Genomic DNA, 17,637 nt, shown 5'->3' on the forward strand with positions numbered 1-17,637 from the left:
TCACCGACGCGTGTGCAGGAACTTCTCGAGCGCTCGCTCCGCGGAGTCCACGGCTCGCGCCCGATCGACGTCCACCAGCCCGATCCTCGTGCGTCGGTCGAGGAGATCGCCCACGGACCGAGCACCCTCGTACTGCACCGAGAAGGCCAACTCCGCCTCACAGATGTCGATCCCCTCCGCTACCGGTGCCCACCCACCAGGCATCCGGTCCGCGAGCGCTCGAACGAGCATGGCGTCGGCACCGAACCGCCGGACCACGGACACCGGGGCGTCGATGGCATCGAGGGTCTGCTGCGTCGCGGCCCCCACGAGCGGAATCGATGCCGTGCGCGAAGGTCCGAGCGTCTCACCGAGAGCCGTCGCCACCACGTCGACGGCCTGCTCGGCCATCAACCGGTACGTCGTCAGCTTGCCGCCGACCACACCGACGGGTCCGGCACCGTCGTCGAGCACGGCGTGCCGACGGGACAGGTCGGCCGAAGCGCCGTCACCCGAGGCCAGCAGCGGACGCAGCCCGGCGAAGGATCCGATGACGTCGGCGCGCGTCGGCGACGGGTCGACGACGGTGCCGAGAACTGCGAGCAGGAAGTCCACCTCCGTGTCCGAGGCGACGGGGACATCCGGTACCGGGCCCGAGGTCGCCTCGTCGGTCAATCCGACGTACACGCGGCCGAGCGGCGCTGGAAGTGCGAACACGAAGCGGTTGCGCTCACCGGGTATCGGGATGGTGAGCGAACAGTTCAGCCCGCCGAACGTCGAATCGTCGAAGACCAGGTGCGTCCCGCGGCTGGGACGCAGGGTGATTCGGGAGTCGATCTCACCAGCCCACACCCCTGCGGAGTTGACGACGATCCGCGCCCTGATGCGAGTACTCTCTCCGGACTCGGTATCGGTGATCCGAGCCGACGTTCGGTCCACGTCGGATGCGCCGAGTCCGGTCAGGACGGAGGCCCCGTACGACGCGGCTGTACGCGCAACGGCCACGACGAGTCGGGCGTCGTCGACCAACTGCCCGTCCCAGGATCGTGCGCCGCCGCGCAGTCCGCGACGCCGAACAGTGGGCGCGGCGTCGACCACGCTGCCTGCTCCGATCAGATCTGCGCGTGGCAGCAACGCCGCGGGCGTCCCGGCGGCCGCTCTGAGTGCATCTCCTGCGGCCTGCCCAGCCCTGATCACGACGGCATCGACCCGAGAGACCGACTCGTGCAACGGAATGATCGTCGGGAGGCGCCGAACCAGATGCGGCGCTGTACGGGTCATCAGGATCCCGCGCTCCACCGCACTCTCGTGGGCGATCCCGACGTGGCCCGACGCTAGATACCGCAGGCCGCCGTGGACCAGTTTGGAACTCCACCGGCTCGTCCCGAACGCCAGATCGTGCTTCTCGACGAGAGCAACGCTCAGCCCGCGCGACGCCGCGTCGAGCGCAACGCCTGCACCGGTGACGCCGCCACCCACGACCAGAACATCGACAACGTCACCGTCCCAGAGCTTTTCGAAATCGCGTTCACGTCGAGCGCCGTTCAGCGCCGAACTGCTGGAAGGGGCCGAACTGCCGGAGGGTCTCACGGACCAGCCGGGCTGAGGTACGCGTCGACGGCGTAGGAGACTTCCGCGATCAACTCGTCACCGGGAATGCGCTGCGCGACCATGTTCGCCGATTGAACTGCGGACTGGACCATGAGAAGAACGACGGTCGCCAGATGAATCGTGTTTCCTGGGCGGATCGACGAGTCCCGTTGCCCTGCAGCCACGACGGGTGCGAGCGCGTCGATGATCAGCGACTGACTGGTGCCGAGCCGGTGGAGGATGTAGGTGGACAGGATGTCCGAGTCGGACTCGATGATCTTGACGAACAGCGGATGTGAACGCACCTTGTCCGCCACATCGCGTGCGGCGGAGGACACCTGTGGTCGGACAGGAGCGTCGAGATCGAACGACGGCATGACCGAACCGATCTCACGCGTCAGCAACGACGACACGACGGCCCGTGTGTCCGCCCAGCGCCGGTAAACCGTCGGCCGGCTGACCCCGGCACGTCGAGCGATCTCGGCGAGAGTGGTGCGCCGGACACCGTGTTCGAGGATGCAGGAACGCGCCGCGTCGAGCACCTGATCTTCGACGGAGGACGAATCCTTCACGGCAGACGAGCCTGCAACGGACTGGTCACTCACTGTCGGCACCTCGCTCGGTGGCCTCGAGAACTGAAAACCGAGACCGGGTTACAAATATGCAAGCTGTGTAACACTATAGATCATGCAGGAACATCCCCCGGTGGAGCTGCCCGGCGCGTCGCCCTCGACGATGGTCTGGGATGCGTGGGGAACCGCTGAGAACAAGCGCGTTCTGCCGTCCGAGGTTCGAGACCTGCTGCAGTCCGCGCTGGGCATCTCCCCCGCACCGGATCGGCCCGAGCGGGAGGTTGCTCCGGTGCGGCTGACTCGGTCGCGCCTGACCGACGACCGACGCCGCGGTTTCGAGGACATCGTCGGTGTCGCATACATTTCCACCGACGACGATGTTCGACTTCGGTATCTCGGCGGCAAGAGCACGACCGATCTGCTCGCCCGGCGCCGCGGCGGGGTGCAGCACGCCCCGGACGCAGTCCTCTTCCCCGCGGATACACAGCAGGTGGAATCCCTCCTCCGGTACTGCAGCGACTTCGCGATCGCCGTCGTTCCGTTCGGCGGTGGCACCAGCGTCGTCGGCGGAGTCGACCCGGTCCGCGAATGGTTCGACACCGTGGTCACGGTCAGCACACGTCGACTCGACGCACTAACCCATCTCGACGTCGAATCTCGCACCGCAACGTTGCTGGCGGGAGTCACCGGCCCGGAAGCCGAGGAGATGCTCGGCCGTCACGGCCTGACCCTCGGTCATTTCCCGCAGTCGTTCGCCTTCGCCAGCATCGGAGGATTCGCCGCGACGCGGTCGTCGGGCCAGTCGTCCTCGGGATACGGTCGTTTCGACGACATGGTCGAGGCGATGACCGTCGTCACCCCCGTCGGCACGACCGTCTGCGGACGAGCGCCTGCGTCGGCGGCGGGACCGGACCTGCGGCAGATCTTCCTCGGTTCCGAGGGCACTCTGGGAATCGTGACGTCGGTGACCGTACGAGTGCGGCCGATCCCTCGGTACACCGAGTATCGGTGCTGGCATTTTCCGGACTTCGCCTCCGGTCTCGAGGCACTGCGGAAGCTGTCGGTGGCACCGGGCAGACCGACGGTCGTGAGGCTGTCCGACGAAGCCGAATCCGCCATCGACGCCGCGCTGGCGGGACGGGCCGGGCAGGACGCAGAGCAGGGCGGGTGCACCGCCGTGGCGACGTTCGACTGCCCCGACGGCACAGCCGCCGCGATCGACGCTGCCGCGGCCGCAGACGTGGTGGTGATCGCCGCCGGCGGACGTGTGACGGACCCCGAGGGTGCCAGGCGATGGGAAGCGAAACGTTTCGATTCGCCCTATCTGCGTGACGCGCTGCTCGACGCGGGCGCTCTGGCCGAGACTCTCGAGACAGCGACGAGCTGGTCGAATCTGAGCGCGGTTCGCGCCCGGGTCACCACCGCTCTCGTCGAGGCGCTCACCGGGCTCGGCACTCCTCCGATCGTGATGTGTCATGTGTCGCACGTGTACGCCACCGGTGCGTCGCTGTACGTCACGGTGGTCTGCGCGGCAGCACCCGATGCGACGGCTCAGTGGACTACGGCGAAGCGTGCAGCGACGGCAGCCATCGTCGACAGTGGAGCGACCGTCACACACCATCACGCCGTGGGCCGCGACCACCGATCATGGATGCCCGACGAGATCGGACCTGTCGGGTCTGCTGTCCTTCGAGCAGTGAAGGTCGCCGTCGATCCCGCGGGAATTCTGAATCCTGGCAAACTGATTCCGTGACTGTCACGGTTCTGACGAACCCCACTGCAGGCCGTGGGCGCGGAGTCCGCGTGTCCACCGCCGTCGTTGCACGATTACGCGAGCGAGGCGTCGACGTCGTCACCATCGAGGGCAGAACTCCGGGCGAAGCACTCGATCAGGCCAAAAGAGCGGTCCGCACCGGGACCGACTGTCTCGTGGCCGTCGGGGGCGACGGACTGGTCAACCTCGCTCTGCAAGCAGTCGCCACGACCACGACCCCGCTGGCTGTCGCCCCTGCCGGGACGGGCAACGACTTCGCTCGCCTCGTCGCAGTCCCGCTGGACGACCCGGTGGCGGCGGCGGACATCGTCATCGACGATCGACGCCGATCGCTCGACCTCGGGCGGGTGGGCAACAGATGGTTCGCGACCGTCCTGTCGAGCGGATTCGACAGTCTGGTCACCGAACGCGCCAACGGGATGAAGTGGCCGTCCGGCCCGTCGAAGTACAACATCGCAATGCTGTTGGAATTGAGCCGGTTTCGGACCATCAGGTACTCGGTCGAGCTCGACGGACACTCGTCGGACATCGATGCGACGCTGGTGACGGTCGGTAACGGCCCGTCCTACGGGGGCGGTATGGCGATCTGTCCCGGCGCCGTCGCCGACGACGGACTGTTCGACGTGACCATCGTCAGAGCCTCCAGCCGCAGTCGGTTGGTCCGCCTCTCCCCCACGTTGTACAAGGGCACGCACGTCGACCTTCCCGATGTCGAGACCCACCGCGCGGCCCGGGTCCGCCTCAGCGCTCCCGGGATGGTCGCGTACGCCGACGGGGAGAGGTTCACTCCGTTGCCGGTGCAGATCGACTCGATCCCCGGAGCCGTCACCGCCCTCGTGGGAACTACAGCTTGGTCAGATCGCGCTGATCGCCCGCGGTGATCGCCTTGACCAACCAGTAGATGCCGAACACGATTGCCGCTGCCACCGCCACCCAGAACAAGCCCTTGATCACCGTGCCGAGAACGGCGAACGCGAGCCAGACCAGGACGATGATGCCGAGAACTTTCCAGAACATGTGATTCCCTTTCCTTGGTGTGCTTCCGATCCTGGCATGCCGTGGACGCGAAAACACCACTCCAGCAGGGAGTTCAGGGAAAGATGGGGGAATACCCTTAAGTCTCGGAACGCGCACCCGAGGGCGCGGAAGCCTCAGGAGTGCCGGCCTCTGATCGCTGCCAGTTCTACGAGCGCGCTGGCCCACCCCTCGAGACGATCGGTGGCAGACAACAACTCGGCTTTGCGTAGTTCCACCGCACTGCCGGGCAGGCCGCCCGGGCTCGTCAGACGTGCGGCTGCGGCGACGAGGTCCTCGAATTGGTCGACGCCCTTGTCCAACTCGACTGCGGCCGACGAAATGGTGGGCGACAGGTGCGAGGCAGCTCGGGCGCTTCCCTCCGCCGCACGTTCCAACGACGAGATGTCCGCAGCCATGTCGCGCAGCGTACGGGCGGCGGCGTCGGCGACGTCCGTGATGTCGGATACCTCTGCCGAGTCGACGAACTCGGACCGAGTGAGGATCCCCACCAGCTCGTACAAGCTGTTCTGAGCGCCCACGAGCCTGCGCACGGGTTCGTAGGACGCGGACGACTTGGGCGGCAGCGTCGCTCTGCCAGGACGCGCTGCTGGAAGGGGCTGCGCGCGTAGACGCCGGTAACGACCGAACGCCAACACCGCCGGGACGGCGAGGACGGCCGCGCCACCTCCGCCGGCGAGCAATGTCCACTCGGGAGCCGAGGCAACGGCCAGACCCGCGGTCGACGCGGCGGACACACCGGACGCGCTACCCAACCACGTGCCCCGTCGACGAGCTCGCTTGATCCGTCGGAGATGTTTCTGCCGGGGATCGTTCCATCGACCGACCGCGTCGACGGCGGACTCGACGGACCGTCGAGCCGTGTCGGTGGCTGCACGCACCATCGACACGGACTCGGACACGGGCATGGCCGACCACTTTCGTGACCGGCCATGCTGTTCGTTCGTCACGAGCTACTGGTTCTGTGCCGGGGGCTCGGGGGTGGCGTTCGGAGCCTTCTGGATCGACGGCTTGGGCGCCGCTGCGGAATTGCCGGAAGGAAGGGAATCCCCCGCCATGGATGCGCGGATCTGCTCCAGACGGCTGTGCCCGGCCATCTGCACCGACGCCTGCTGGACCTCCATCATCCGACCGGACACGGAGTTCTGTGCAAGCTCGGCGGAACCGAGTGCATCTGCGTAGCGACGCTCGATCTTGTCGCGGACCGCATCGAGGCTGGGGGTGTTGCCCGGCGCCGACAGCGTGCTGTCCATGGAGCGCAGCGATTCGCTGACCTTCTCCTGCATCTTGGCCTGTTCGAGCTGGCTGAGAAGCTTGGTGCGCTCGGCGACCTTGGCTTGCAGCGCCATCGCGTTCTGCTCGACGGCCTTCTTGGCCTGCGACGCTGCCTGCAGCGACTGATCGTGCAGGACCTTGAGGTCCTCGACGCCCTGCTCGGCCGTGACGAGCTGTGCGGCGAACGCTTCGGCGGCGTTGGTGTACTGCGTTGCCTTGTCCACGTCACCGGCTGCCGCGGCCTGATCTGCCAACGTGACAGCCTGACGGGCGTTCGCGTTCAGCTTCTCGACCTCGTCGAGCTGACGGCTCAGCTTCATCTCCAGCTGACGCTGGTTGCCGATCACCGAAGCAGCCTGCTGGGACAGCGCCTGGTGCTGCCGCTGCGCGTCCTCGATGGCCTGCTGAATCTGAACCTTGGGGTCGGCCTTCTCGTCGATCTTGGAATTGAAGAGGGCCATCATGTACTTCCAGGCCTTGACGAAAGGATTAGCCATGGGTTGATCCTGCCTCCATATCGAGCGCCGGGTTCGCGCATAGGGGGTCAGCTGAGGTGTACAGCGACCGTCGAAGAACTGCCAGTGACACGAGAATACTGGTCTGGTCGGTTTGTCGTGAGTGTCGATTCCACCCTAGCGGTACCAAGCCTCATGTCTGCCGATCAGGCAGCGGCAAGAGCACGCGCGGGCGCAGGAATAACAACGCGAGTGTCGTCGGCAATCCGAGGCGACGCGGCGTCCACGCCTGCTGCCGCATCCACCCCCACGGCAGCATCCGCATCGGCGGCACGGGCTGCAAGCGTCGATTCCGACAGCGACTCGCTGACGTCGCTCATGACGTCGGCGAGGGGGACGGCCAACGCGTCGCAGATCGCGTTGAGCAGTTCACTCGACGCTTCCTTGCGGCCGCGTTCGACCTCGGAGAGGTAACCGAGGCTCACCCGTGCGGTGTTGGAGACCTCGCGCAGGGTCCGGCTTTGCGCAACGCGAGTGCGCCGCAGACTGTCGCCGAGTGCTTCACGCAATAGCAGCGCCATCTCGCTCCTCCTCGTTCTTCGTCATCTGTGGTTCTTCGTCATCTGTGATTCTTGTTCATCTGTACGTACGGGGCGTTCATCTTCAGCTACAACGAAGGACCGTGCTCGATTGGTTCCCGACCCTATACGGCCGTGTTCTCGATTACCCGTCGAAGCACCGACGACACACCTTTTCGGACCGTTTCGAGCGAGGGCTTCGTCAGCCCGGCTCAGGGGGTCGGTCACGAGGTGACGCCTCGCCTGAGCCTGATTGCCTGGACGATGTAATCGAGGCCCGTGTACACGGTGAGCACGACGGCGGCGCCCATCAGTGTCACCGACACGAAGCGCACGTCATCCGGGAGAGGGAACAGATAGAACCCGATCGCGAAGCTCTGCACGAGGGTCTTGATCTTGCCTCCCCGCCCCGCCGGTATCACGCCGTGACGGATCACGATGAACCGGACGAGCGTGATCCCGATTTCGCGGGCCGCGATCACGATGGTCACCCACCAGGGCAGGTCTCCCAGAATCGAGAGGCCGACGAGGGCCGCGCCGATGAGGGCCTTGTCCGCGATGGGATCAGCCATCTTGCCGAAATCGGTCACCAGTCCGTACTTGCGCGCCAGCTGGCCGTCGATTCGATCGGTGATGGCAGCCACGGCGAACACGACGGTTGCCGCGATTCGCCACGTCGTGTCGTGACCGTCGCCGGCGAACAGCACGACGAGGAACACGGGGACGAGCGCGATGCGGAGAACAGTGAGGACGTTGGCGATGTTGAGGATCGGGACGACCTCGGTACTGCCGGTCGCAGAATTGCCGTGCGGCAACTGCGGCGTCGGTGGTACGCGTTCGGTCATGCCGTACCGATCCGTCGAAGTGCGTGCTGTCGAAGTGCGTGCTGTCGGAGTACGTGTCGGCACAGGTGTCCCGGTAGTGCGACGGCGAGTTCGGAGACGGACACACCAGAAGAATATCTGCTCACCTGTTGGCTACTGTTCACCACATGACTTCTGCGCCGAACCGGGCGAGTCGAGACGATCTCGACACCTCCTCGGACCCAGCCTCGAACACCGCACAGTCTTCCCACGGAGGCGACGATCTGGTGATTCGACGAGCACGGACGTCCGACATCCCGGAGGTCAAACGACTGATCGACATCTACGCGGGCAAGATTCTCCTCGAGAAGAACCTGGTGACCCTGTACGAGGCGGTCCAGGAATTCTGGGTCGCGGAACGCGCGGGCACGGTCATCGGCTGCGGCGCGTTGCACGTGTTGTGGGCCGATCTCGGCGAAGTACGCACAGTCGCGGTCGACCCGTCGGCCAAGGGACACGGTGCGGGCCACCTGATCGTCGACAAGCTCGTGCAGGTCGCCCGCGAACTGTCGTTGCAGCGTCTGTTCGTCCTGACCTTCGAGATCGACTTCTTCGCCCGGCACGGGTTCGTCGAGATCGACGGCACGCCGGTCACCGCGGAGGTGTACGCCGAGATGTGCAGGTCCTACGACACCGGTGTCGCGGAGTTCCTCGACCTCAGCTATGTGAAGCCCAACACACTGGGCAACACCAGGATGCTGCTGTCTCTCTGACAGGATTTCATCGTCCCGCAGTTCGAAGACGAAGGAATCTCACATGGCACTGTTCGCCGTCCACTACACCTATTCGCCCAGCACCACCGACGGCCGCGACACCCACCGCGCGACGCATCGTGCGTGGCTCGCCGATCTGCTCGAGCAGAACGTGCTGGTGTCGTCCGGTCCGTACGTCGACGGTAGCGGCGCGCTCATCATCGTGGAGGGAACCGACACCGCGTCGGTGGCCACGCTGTTCGAGCAGGATCCGTTCGCCGTGGAGAACCTCGTGGAGACGTCCACGATCGTCGAGTGGAAGCCGGTCATGGGCGCCCTGTCCTGACACTGCGTCAGGACCCGCACGCTCCGCGTGCTCGGCACCCGGTGACGCGCCGTCAGTCCTCTGCCGGTGCGTCGTCCGGGTCGCCGCCCCTGATCGACCACAGCAAGCCGTCGAGCTCGTCGGGCTTGATCAACACCTCGCGGGCCTTGGAGCCTTCGCTCGGCCCGACGACGCCACGATTCTCCATGAGGTCCATCAACCGTCCCGCTTTGGCGAATCCGACGCGGAGCTTGCGCTGCAGCATCGATGTCGACCCGAACTGGCTGGTGACCACCAGCTCGACTGCCTGCAGCAACACGTCGAGATCGTCGCCGATATCCGGGTCGACGTCCTTCTTGTCCGACGCCTTGGCCGCGGTGACCGTCTCGTTGTACTCGGGCTCCGCCTGGTTCTTGGCGAAGTCGACGACGGCCGAGATCTCCTCGTCGGTGATGAACGCTCCCTGCAGCCGGGTCGGCTTGCCGGCACCCATGGGCAGGAACAACGCGTCGCCCATGCCGATGAGCTTTTCCGCACCCGCCTGATCGAGGATGACCCGCGAGTCGGTCAACGACGACGTCGCGAACGCCAGACGTGACGGCACGTTGGTCTTGATCAGACCCGTCACGACGTCCACCGACGGCCTCTGCGTGGCCAGCACCAGGTGGATGCCGGCAGCACGCGCCTTCTGGGTGATGCGGACGATCGCGTCCTCCACATCGCGGGGCGCCGTCATCATCAGGTCGGCCAGTTCGTCGACGATCGCGAGGATGTACGGGTACGGGCGGTACACCCGCTCGCTTCCCAGCGGTGCGGTGATCTCGCCCGAACGCACCTTCTTGTTGAAGTCGTCGACGTGGCGCACCTTGTTGACCTGCATGTCCTGGTAGCGCTGTTCCATTTCCTCGACCAACCACGCCAAGGCTGCCGCGGCCTTCTTGGGTTGCGTGATGATCGGGGTGATGAGGTGCGGAATGCCCTCGTACGGCGTCAACTCGACCATCTTCGGGTCGATCAGAATCATCCGAACCTCGTCGGGCGTGGCTCGCGCCAGCAACGACACGAGCATCGAGTTCACGAAGCTCGACTTACCGGAACCCGTCGAACCCGCGACCAACAGGTGCGGCATCTTCGCCAGGTTCGCGCTGACGAAATCGCCTTCGATGTCCTTGCCGAGGCCGATCACCAGAGGATGGTGGTCCTTGCGGGTCGACGGAGCGGTGAGCACGTCGGCGAGTCGCACCATCTCGCGGTCGGAGTTGGGCACCTCGATACCGACGGCGGACTTGCCGGGGATCGGGGCGAGCAGTCGGACGTTGTCCGTCGCGACTGCGTACGCGATGTTGCGGTGAAGGGCCGTGATCTTCTCGACCTTGACGCCCGGTCCCAGCTCGACTTCGTAGCGCGTCACCGTCGGACCGCGAGTGAATCCGGTGACGGCTGCGTCGATCTTGAACTGTTCGAGGACCTCGGAGATGGCCTCGATCATCGCGTCGTTCGCTTGACTGCGGGTCTTCGGCGGATCGCCGTCGATCAGCAGTGACAGCGACGGCAGCGTGTAATCGCCGTCGACGACGCGGTCGACGACGATCTTGTCCTCGTCCGCGGCGGGCTTCGGCTCGGCCGCCTTGACGACGGGCTTGGGCCGGGGCCGCGGTGGCGTCGGCGCCGTCGGTGGCTCGAGCGGAAGTTCGGGTTCCGACGCGACCGGTTCGATCACCTCGGTCGGCAGTTGCTCTGCGGCGGGCTTGCGGGCGCGGGATTTCTTGACCGGGATGTACTCCTCGGTCGGGTAGTTGCCGTAGGGGTCTCCACCGAGATGCCCGGCAGCGTTGTCCACGGGGTAGCCGTCGGCGTCGAAGGCCGCCGCGTCGTAGTCCCCGTATCGACCGTCGCCGTAGTCGTTGTCGCCGAACTCCGAACCGTAGTCGGCCGGGTCGTAGTCGCCGTACTCGTCACCGCGGCTGTCGGTCCCGAACAGCGACCGGAGGCGATCCGGAACGTCCCGCACGGTTGTCCCGGTCAGAAGCAGCACGCCGAACAGACCGGCCAACAGCAGCAATGGCACGGCCAGCCACACGGTCAGACCGTCGGCGATCGGTCCACCTGCGACGTACCCGACGAATCCTGCCCCCGACGCGCGACCCTCGGCGTCCGTCGGCGACCCCGCCGCCATGTGCCAGAGACCGAGGATCGGGAGAACCAGCAGGATCGAGCCCAGGACCAGTCGCGGCCGGATGTCCGGATTCGGTTCGGTCCGCATGAGCAGTACGGCCACGCCGACACCGAGAACCGGCACGATGTATCCGGCGTCACCGACGATCGCTCGGACAGCTATCTCGATCCACTCGCCTACCGGGCCGCCGGCCGAGAACCAGACTGCCGCGGCAACGACGACGCTGACGGCGATCAAGCCGAGAGCAAGTCCGTCACGGCGATGACCGTGCTCGATGTCCTTGGCCTTGCTGACCGTACGGGTGGTGGCCCCTACCCCCCGGGCAGCCATCGACCACCCGGACGACATGCCGCGCCCGACGGCGGACATCACTCCAGCCGACTTCTTCTTGGGCGGCCGCCTCGATCCCGATCCGCGCGGCGGCGCATTCCGTGGCGCTGCGTTTCTCGGCGCCGCCTTGCGGGGCGCTGTCGGCTTTTTCGGCGTGGTCACCGTGCGTGCGGTTCGCCCTCCGGACGGCTTGCGTGATCCCCCCGAAGCACGCGATGTCGACGAACCTCCGGCGCTGCCGGCGTTCGAACTCCGTGTGCTGGTCTTTCCTGCCATGGCCCCTAGGTTAGTCGCAAGGGCCCCTTCGAAACCATCCGCAACACGAGTAACAGCCCGTCAGAAACTTCGATCCAAGCCTTCGACGGCCTCGACGGACGACGCGTTTCCGGTCCTGTCGAGGTGAACCTCGCTTCGCCCGAACGCGTGAAGCAGCAGCTCCGACGGCCGACCCACCAGCACGACCTGTTCTCCCCCGCCTCGTTTCACCGTGACCGAGCGTCCGTCGAGGGTCTCGAGCACCACGCCTACCGGCGACCGCCGATACGCGAGGCGTCCCACGACCGTCGCGAGCCTCCACAGACGATTCTGGAGATCGGCGGACAGCAACCTGGGCGACCATCCGGACTGGGCGCGCCGGACATCCTCGTGGTGAACGAACATCTCACCGACGTTGACCAGGGGGTCCAGGATCTTGAACGGCGACCACACCGGTGGCCCGGCCGCGATCTCCGCCACGAGTTCGGAGAACGGCCGGCGTGCCACCTCGTTCTGAACCTTCTGCGTGTAGTAGTCGAACAGCGGCAGGAGTATCCCGGGCGCCGCATCCAACCTCCGCTCGCGGACGACGAGATGGGCCGCGAGATCCCGCGTCGTCCAGTCGCCGCACAGCGTCGGCGCGGACTCACCCGCTGCCGTCAAACTCAGTACCAGTTCTGCGCGTTCGTGCTGTGCAAGGGTCACATCGATCCACCGTACGTGCCCGCTGCCCTGCGCGGCCGTCACGGACCGTAATCTCGGATCGGTGCCGATCTCCGAAATTCTCGTCATTCTCGTTGCCGGCTTCGGCGCAGGTGCCATCAACGCCGTGGTGGGATCGGGGACGCTGATCACGTTTCCGACTCTGGTCGCTTTCGGTTACCCGCCCGTCGTGGCCACGATGTCGAACGCAATCGGGCTGGTCGCAGGGAGCGTATCGGGTACCTGGGGCTATCGACGGGAGCTCGCGGGTCAGTGGTCGCGGCTGCGATGGCAGATGCCTGCGTCGTTCTTCGGTGCGCTCGGTGGCGCGTGGCTGCTGCTTCACCTGCCCCCGTCGGTGTTCAGCGCTGTCGTTCCGGTTCTGCTGATCGGCGCACTCGTCCTGGTGGTGGCGCAGCCGAGCATCCAGGGGTGGGCCAGACGGCGTTCCGAGGCGGCGGGAGTCGCGGTGGACCACGTCAGCCGAACGAAGCTGACCCTGCTCACCATCGGGACGTTCGTGGTGGGAATCTACGGCGGCTACTTCACCGCAGCGCAGGGCATCCTCCTGATCGGCGTCATGGGAGTCCTTCTACCGGACTCGATGCAGCGCATGAATGCCGCCAAGAACTTGCTGTCGCTCATCGTGAACGTCGTCGCCGCGGTCACCTACACCATCGTGGCGTTCGACGACATCAGTTGGGCCGCGGCAGGATTGATTGCAGCTGGATCTCTCGTGGGCGGATCCGTCGGCGCACGCTACGGCCGGAAGTTGTCCCCGTGGGCGCTGCGGATCACCATCGTCGTGATCGGCCTCATCGGCCTGTGGCGGTTGCTGGCCTGACGCGTCCACGCGTCAGACCAGCAAGCGCCGGTGCAGATCGTACGAAGTGTCGTACGACGCTACTTCTGGCCGACCGCCATGACGGTCGGGACGATCATCGGCTTGCGACGGTACTTGTCGGCAACCCACCGACCGACCACGCGGCGAACTGCCTGCGCGATGCGGTGGGTGTCGGTGACCCCGTCGGACGCCAGTCTCTGCAGTTCCGCTTCGACGAGCTGAGCCGCTTCCTTGAGCGCAGCCGGATCGTCGGAGAAGCCGCGACCGGACACCTCGGGAGTCGTGATGGCACGGCCGGTCGTCGAATCGACGGCCACGGTGATGGCGATGAATCCACCCTCACCGAGCACGAGGCGGTCGGACAGGGTCGAATCGCCGACGTCTCCGACGGACAGGCCGTCGACGTAAACGTGACCGACGGGCACCTGACCGACGATGCGGGCCAGTCCGTCGACCATGTCGACGACGACGCCGTCCTCGGCCAGAACGACACGGTCCTCGGCGACACCGGTGGCTTTGGCGAGTGCAGCGTTGGCGCGCAGGTGTCGCCATTCGCCGTGCACGGGCATCGCGTTGGTGGGGCGCACCGCGTTGTAGAGGTAGAGCAGCTCACCCGCGGATGCATGGCCCGAAACGTGGACCTTGGCGTTCTGCTGGGTCACGACGGTCGCGCCGCGCTTGGCGAGGCCGTTGACGACCGCGAAGACGGAGTTTTCGTTGCCGGGAATCAGCGACGACGCGAGAACCACCAGATCATTGGCCTTGACGTTGATCTGACGGTGCTCACCACGGGCCATGCGCGACAATGCCGACAGTGGCTCGCCCTGTGAACCGGTGGAGATCAGCACCAGGCGATCGTCGGGGAGCGTCGCTGCGGTGTCGATGTTCACCTCCAGGCCGTCGGGCACCCGCAGGTAGCCGAGATCCTGGGCGATCTGCATGTTCCGCACCATCGACCGACCGACGAATGCGACGCGACGGTTGTATCGCTCGGCGACGTCGATGACCTGCTGGATGCGGTGCACGTGGCTCGCGAACGACGCGACGATGACTCGCTGCTTGGCCTTGCCGATGACGGTGTCGAGTACGCCACCGATCTCACGCTCGGGCGTGACGAATCCAGGCACCTCGGCGTTCGTGGAGTCCACGAGGAACAGATCGACGCCCTCGTCGCCCAGCCTGGAGAAACCTGCGAGGTCGGTGAGTCGGCCGTCGAGCGGCAGCTGGTCGAGCTTGATGTCGCCGGTGTGCAGCGCGAGACCGGCGTCGGTGCGGATCGCGATGGCGAGCGCGTCGGGAATCGAGTGGTTGACGGCGAAGTACTCGCATTCGAAGGGCCCGTGCTTGGTCTTCTGGCCTTCGATGACCTCGACGAGGTTCGGGCGCAGGCGGTGCTCGCGACATTTGGCTGCGACCAGGGCCAACGTGAACTTGGAGCCGATGACGGGCAGGTCGGGCCGCAACCGGAGCAGGAACGGGACCGCGCCGATGTGGTCTTCGTGGCCGTGGGTGAGGACGACGGCTTCGACGTCGGCCATTCGGTTCTCGATGTGCCGGAAGTCGGGCAGGATCAGGTCGACCCCTGGCTGCTGGTCCTCGGGGAACAGGACGCCGCAGTCGATGATCAGGAGTTTGCCCTGATGCTCGAACACGGTCATGTTGCGACCGATCTCACCGATTCCGCCGAGGGCGACGATGCGGAGGCCCTTGAACGGGGCCTTCGGCGGCGTCCCGAGGCGGTCGGTCGGATCGACCTCACGGCGGGTGTCCGGGCGCTGTGTGCGCGCGGAATTCTGCACCACAGGTTTTCCTGCGGATTTGGCAGGCTGCGCCGGCCGTTCCGCAGGGGGGCCCGCGCTTCGGGTTGCGCGGCCTCGTGAACGTGCTGGTCTACTCATACAAGGACTCCTGCTGCCCGCAGATCTGCTGCGAGCAATTCGATTTGGTCGATGCTCGGTGGCACCTGGGGAAGTCTGGGATCACCGACGTCGAGTCCGATGAGGCGCAGCCCGGCCTTGGATGCGGTGACGCCACCGAGGCGCGCTACCGATCGAATGACGGGGATGAGGCTTGCGTTGATGGCGCGGGCGCGGGCGACGTCGCCGACCATGAACGCGGAGTGCAGTTCCCGCAGGCGTGCGGGAACGAGATGTCCGATGACGCTGACGAATCCGGTGGCACCGACGGACAGCCACGGCAGATTGAGCGGGTCGTCGCCCGAGTAGAACTGCAAGCCGGTGGTCGCGATGAGCTCCGCGCCCGCGTTCAGGTCGCCCTTGGCGTCCTTCACCGCGATGATTCTCGGGTGCTCGGACAGGCGACGCAACGTGTCCGTCTCGATGGGTACGACCGACCGGGGTGGAATGTCGTACAGCATGACGGGCAGGTCGGTCGCGTCGGCGACCGCGGTGAAATGGGCGTACAGCCCGGCCTGAGGCGGGCGCGAGTAGTACGGCGTCACGACGAGCAGGCCGTGCGCACCTGCGCGCGCGGCATCGCGAGCCAGTTGGACGCTGTGCGCCGTGTCGTTGCTTCCGGCACCGGCGATGATCCGTGCACGATGGCCCACCGCGGCGATGACGGCCCGCATCAGTTCGAGCTTCTCGTTCTCGGTGGTGGTCGGCGACTCTCCGGTCGTGCCGGCCAGAACCAAGCCGTCGTGGCCTTGCTCCACCAGGTGGTGTGCCAACCGGACTCCGGCGTCGACATCGAGCTTTCCGTCGGCCGTGAACGGCGTCACCATTGCGGTGAGCACCGTGCCGAACGCCGGTAGTCCTCGAGGAGCGGCATCACCGTATGTCATGGTCAGAAAGGCTACCCGGTACGCGGAGCCCTACCTGCCGGTGGGACGGGAGTTCACTTCCGTGGCGTGGCATCACACCTCGGTGACGAACGGACTGTGCGCTACTTCCGAGCCGTCGGGCAGCGTCGCGATCTCGTAGTCACCGAACACGTCGGGTGCGACGGTGGTCAGTTGCCGCAGGCATTCCACGGCGACACGGCGAATTTCGACGTCGGCGTGCTCGGATGCGCGCATCGCCACGAAGTGACGCCAGGCTCGGTAGTTACCGGTGACGACGACCTTGGTCTCGGTGGCGTTGGGAAGTACCGAACGCGCGGCCTGCCGAGCCTGCTTACCACGTAGAGCGGCGCCGGTCACGCCGTCCAACTTCTGTTCGAGTGCGCCGAGAAGCTCGACGTACGCTGCCCGGCTCTGTTCCGTCGCCTCCAGGAAAAGCGCTTCCAGCTCCGGATCACCGTTGATGGCCGGAGGCACGATCACCTTGGCCTCACGCTCGGGTACGAATCTCTGCGAGAGCTGGGAGTAGGAGAAGTGCCTGTGACGGATCAGCTCGTGGGTACACGAGCGCGAGATCCCGGTGATGTAGAAGCTCACCGACGCGTGTTCGAGAACGGAGAGGTGTCCGACGTCGAGCAGGTGCCGGAGGTAGGACGCGTTGGTCGCGGTCCGAGGATTGGGTTTGGACCAGCTCTGGTAGCACGCCCGGCCCGCGAACTCGGCAAGCGCTTGGCCGCCGTCGGCGTCGGTCTCCCACGGAATGTCCTCCGGTGGCACGAAATCGGTCTTCGCGACCAACTGCACCTTCAGTGACACCGTCTTCGACACGTCGGTTTTCCTTTGCTCGAGCTGCACCGATACACCCGAACACTATCGATGCGTCACACTGACGCCTTGCATGACGCCGTTTCTGACGCCACAATGGCGTCATGGAACTCGACACGTACACCTCGTCCCTTCGAGCCGATCTACTCGCCGCGGCAGCGCTCGGCGACGAACACACCAGGAAGACCGCCGAGGCACTCGGATCCGCGGCGCAGGCGTCGGCCAGGCTCATGCTGCTGCAAGCGCTGTCCGACTTCGCCGACGAGGTCACCGCACAGCTGAACGGCCCGACGGTGCATGTGCGCATCGCCGGGACGCAGGCGGTAGCCGATGTCACCGTGGCACCCGACACCGGCACGCCGGACGATCGCGCCGCCGCCGAGGACTATCCGACGATGGACGACGTCACCGGCGAGATGCGCCGGGTGACGCTGCGGGTGGTCGAGCAGGTGAAGGAACGCGCGGAGGAAGCCGCATCGATGAACGGCGTGTCGCTCAACTCGTGGCTTTCGCAGGCAGTTCAGGGAGCGCTGCGTGATCAGATGCGCAAGGACCGCCCCTTCTGAT

At 66.0% G+C, this 17,637-nt stretch carries 18 protein-coding genes; 6 read left to right on the forward strand and 12 right to left on the reverse strand.

Annotation, left to right across the window (positions count from 1 at the left end; all coding sequences use genetic code 11):
• Nucleotides 1-1,569 (reverse strand): glycerol-3-phosphate dehydrogenase/oxidase, encoded by a 1,569-nt coding sequence (locus CH290_RS12860; protein WP_033189631.1) that lies wholly within the window; start codon nucleotides 1,567-1,569, stop codon nucleotides 1-3.
• Nucleotides 1,566-2,174, reverse strand: coding sequence for a TetR/AcrR family transcriptional regulator (locus CH290_RS12865; protein ID WP_020110215.1), 609 nt, complete (start codon nucleotides 2,172-2,174; stop codon nucleotides 1,566-1,568). Before CH290_RS12865 ends, CH290_RS12860 begins: the two co-directional genes overlap by 4 nt.
• A gap of 130 nt (nucleotides 2,175-2,304) precedes the next feature.
• Between CH290_RS12865 and CH290_RS12870 the strand changes: the two genes are divergently transcribed.
• Both CH290_RS12870 and CH290_RS12875 read left to right on the forward strand, forming a co-directional pair.
• Entirely contained in the window at nucleotides 2,305-3,894 is a 1,590-nt protein-coding gene (locus CH290_RS12870; protein WP_033189630.1) for an FAD-binding oxidoreductase, read from the forward strand.
• Nucleotides 3,891-4,796: a diacylglycerol kinase gene (locus CH290_RS12875; RefSeq protein ID WP_170947577.1), complete on the forward strand. Its 906-nt coding sequence runs from the start codon at nucleotides 3,891-3,893 to the stop codon at nucleotides 4,794-4,796. Before CH290_RS12870 ends, CH290_RS12875 begins: the two co-directional genes overlap by 4 nt.
• Here the strand turns inward: CH290_RS12875 and CH290_RS30260 are convergent.
• The 5 genes from CH290_RS30260 to pgsA all read right to left on the reverse strand — a co-directional run bounded on the left by CH290_RS30260 (nucleotide 4,759) and on the right by pgsA (nucleotide 8,103).
• Entirely contained in the window at nucleotides 4,759-4,932 is a 174-nt protein-coding gene (locus CH290_RS30260) for a hypothetical protein (protein ID WP_019664118.1), read from the reverse strand. The genes CH290_RS12875 and CH290_RS30260 overlap by 38 nt on opposite strands.
• Nucleotides 4,933-5,066: 134 nt before the next feature.
• A complete protein-coding gene (pspM, locus tag CH290_RS12880) occupies nucleotides 5,067-5,858 on the reverse strand; it encodes a phage shock envelope stress response protein PspM (RefSeq protein WP_052083182.1) in 792 nt (263 codons plus the stop codon).
• A gap of 45 nt (nucleotides 5,859-5,903) precedes the next feature.
• Nucleotides 5,904-6,722: a PspA/IM30 family protein gene (locus CH290_RS12885; RefSeq protein ID WP_019664120.1), complete on the reverse strand. Its 819-nt coding sequence runs from the start codon at nucleotides 6,720-6,722 to the stop codon at nucleotides 5,904-5,906.
• Nucleotides 6,723-6,886: 164 nt separating this feature from the next.
• The gene (locus CH290_RS12890) at nucleotides 6,887-7,261 is read right to left on the reverse strand and encodes a helix-turn-helix domain-containing protein (RefSeq protein ID WP_019664121.1); all 375 of its coding nucleotides are present in this window, start codon (nucleotides 7,259-7,261) and stop codon (nucleotides 6,887-6,889) included.
• A 221-nt stretch (nucleotides 7,262-7,482) separates the two neighbouring features.
• Entirely contained in the window at nucleotides 7,483-8,103 is a 621-nt protein-coding gene (gene pgsA, locus CH290_RS12895) for a CDP-diacylglycerol--glycerol-3-phosphate 3-phosphatidyltransferase (RefSeq protein WP_019664122.1), read from the reverse strand.
• A gap of 146 nt (nucleotides 8,104-8,249) precedes the next feature.
• Here pgsA and CH290_RS12900 point away from each other — a divergent pair, with 146 nt between their 5' ends.
• Together CH290_RS12900 and CH290_RS12905 are read left to right on the forward strand one after the other, a co-directional pair.
• Entirely contained in the window at nucleotides 8,250-8,834 is a 585-nt protein-coding gene (locus tag CH290_RS12900; protein WP_020110219.1) for an amino-acid N-acetyltransferase, read from the forward strand.
• Nucleotides 8,835-8,877: 43 nt separating this feature from the next.
• Nucleotides 8,878-9,159 carry a YciI family protein gene (locus CH290_RS12905; RefSeq protein WP_019664124.1) on the forward strand — a complete coding sequence of 94 codons (282 nt, stop codon included), beginning with the start codon at nucleotides 8,878-8,880 and terminating at the stop codon, nucleotides 9,157-9,159.
• 52 nt (nucleotides 9,160-9,211) lie between these two features.
• Here CH290_RS12905 and CH290_RS12910 read toward each other — a convergent pair whose 3' ends face one another.
• Together CH290_RS12910 and CH290_RS12920 are read right to left on the reverse strand one after the other, a co-directional pair.
• Nucleotides 9,212-11,920, reverse strand: coding sequence for an FtsK/SpoIIIE family DNA translocase (locus tag CH290_RS12910; RefSeq protein ID WP_026347612.1), 2,709 nt, complete (start codon nucleotides 11,918-11,920; stop codon nucleotides 9,212-9,214).
• Between the two features lie 60 nt (nucleotides 11,921-11,980).
• The gene (locus tag CH290_RS12920) at nucleotides 11,981-12,604 is read right to left on the reverse strand and encodes a TIGR03085 family metal-binding protein (RefSeq protein WP_230621012.1); all 624 of its coding nucleotides are present in this window, start codon (nucleotides 12,602-12,604) and stop codon (nucleotides 11,981-11,983) included.
• A 61-nt stretch (nucleotides 12,605-12,665) separates the two neighbouring features.
• Here CH290_RS12920 and CH290_RS12925 point away from each other — a divergent pair, with 61 nt between their 5' ends.
• On the forward strand, nucleotides 12,666-13,445 hold the full coding sequence (locus CH290_RS12925; RefSeq protein WP_019664127.1) for a sulfite exporter TauE/SafE family protein: 780 nt from the start codon (nucleotides 12,666-12,668) through the stop codon (nucleotides 13,443-13,445).
• A 59-nt stretch (nucleotides 13,446-13,504) separates the two neighbouring features.
• On the opposite strand, the gene CH290_RS12930 is transcribed toward CH290_RS12925, so the two are convergent.
• From CH290_RS12930 to thyX, 3 genes are all read right to left on the reverse strand, one after another.
• The gene (locus CH290_RS12930; protein WP_026347614.1) at nucleotides 13,505-15,343 is read right to left on the reverse strand and encodes a ribonuclease J; all 1,839 of its coding nucleotides are present in this window, start codon (nucleotides 15,341-15,343) and stop codon (nucleotides 13,505-13,507) included.
• On the reverse strand, nucleotides 15,340-16,248 hold the full coding sequence (gene dapA / locus CH290_RS12935) for a 4-hydroxy-tetrahydrodipicolinate synthase (protein ID WP_019664129.1): 909 nt from the start codon (nucleotides 16,246-16,248) through the stop codon (nucleotides 15,340-15,342). The genes CH290_RS12930 and dapA overlap by 4 nt, the downstream gene beginning before the upstream one ends.
• Nucleotides 16,249-16,320: 72 nt before the next feature.
• Entirely contained in the window at nucleotides 16,321-17,073 is a 753-nt protein-coding gene (gene thyX, locus CH290_RS12940; protein ID WP_170947578.1) for an FAD-dependent thymidylate synthase, read from the reverse strand.
• Nucleotides 17,074-17,174: 101 nt separating this feature from the next.
• Here thyX and CH290_RS12945 point away from each other — a divergent pair, with 101 nt between their 5' ends.
• The gene (locus tag CH290_RS12945) at nucleotides 17,175-17,636 is read left to right on the forward strand and encodes a toxin-antitoxin system HicB family antitoxin (protein ID WP_019664131.1); all 462 of its coding nucleotides are present in this window, start codon (nucleotides 17,175-17,177) and stop codon (nucleotides 17,634-17,636) included.
• Nucleotide 17,637 lies beyond the last annotated feature (1 nt).

The organism is Rhodococcus sp. 06-156-4 (assembly GCF_002259345.1).
In the GTDB taxonomy this organism is placed as follows: Bacteria; Actinomycetota; Actinomycetes; order Mycobacteriales; family Mycobacteriaceae; genus Rhodococcoides; species Rhodococcoides fascians_E.

Coding starts and splice junctions, on each gene's coding strand:
- CH290_RS12870 (WP_033189630.1), top strand. CDS start 2,305: ATGGTCTGGGATGCGTGGGGAACCGCTGAGAACAAGCGCGTTCTGCCG.
- CH290_RS30260 (WP_019664118.1), bottom strand. CDS start 4,932: ATGTTCTGGAAAGTTCTCGGCATCATCGTCCTGGTCTGGCTCGCGTTC.
- pspM (WP_052083182.1), bottom strand. CDS start 5,858: ATGCCCGTGTCCGAGTCCGTGTCGATGGTGCGTGCAGCCACCGACACG.
- CH290_RS12885 (WP_019664120.1), bottom strand. CDS start 6,722: ATGGCTAATCCTTTCGTCAAGGCCTGGAAGTACATGATGGCCCTCTTC.
- CH290_RS12890 (WP_019664121.1), bottom strand. CDS start 7,261: ATGGCGCTGCTATTGCGTGAAGCACTCGGCGACAGTCTGCGGCGCACT.
- pgsA (WP_019664122.1), bottom strand. CDS start 8,103: ATGACCGAACGCGTACCACCGACGCCGCAGTTGCCGCACGGCAATTCT.
- CH290_RS12900 (WP_020110219.1), top strand. CDS start 8,250: ATGACTTCTGCGCCGAACCGGGCGAGTCGAGACGATCTCGACACCTCC.
- CH290_RS12905 (WP_019664124.1), top strand. CDS start 8,878: ATGGCACTGTTCGCCGTCCACTACACCTATTCGCCCAGCACCACCGAC.
- CH290_RS12910 (WP_026347612.1), bottom strand. CDS start 11,920: ATGGCAGGAAAGACCAGCACACGGAGTTCGAACGCCGGCAGCGCCGGA.
- CH290_RS12930 (WP_026347614.1), bottom strand. CDS start 15,343: ATGAGTAGACCAGCACGTTCACGAGGCCGCGCAACCCGAAGCGCGGGC.
- dapA (WP_019664129.1), bottom strand. CDS start 16,248: ATGACATACGGTGATGCCGCTCCTCGAGGACTACCGGCGTTCGGCACG.
- CH290_RS12945 (WP_019664131.1), top strand. CDS start 17,175: ATGGAACTCGACACGTACACCTCGTCCCTTCGAGCCGATCTACTCGCC.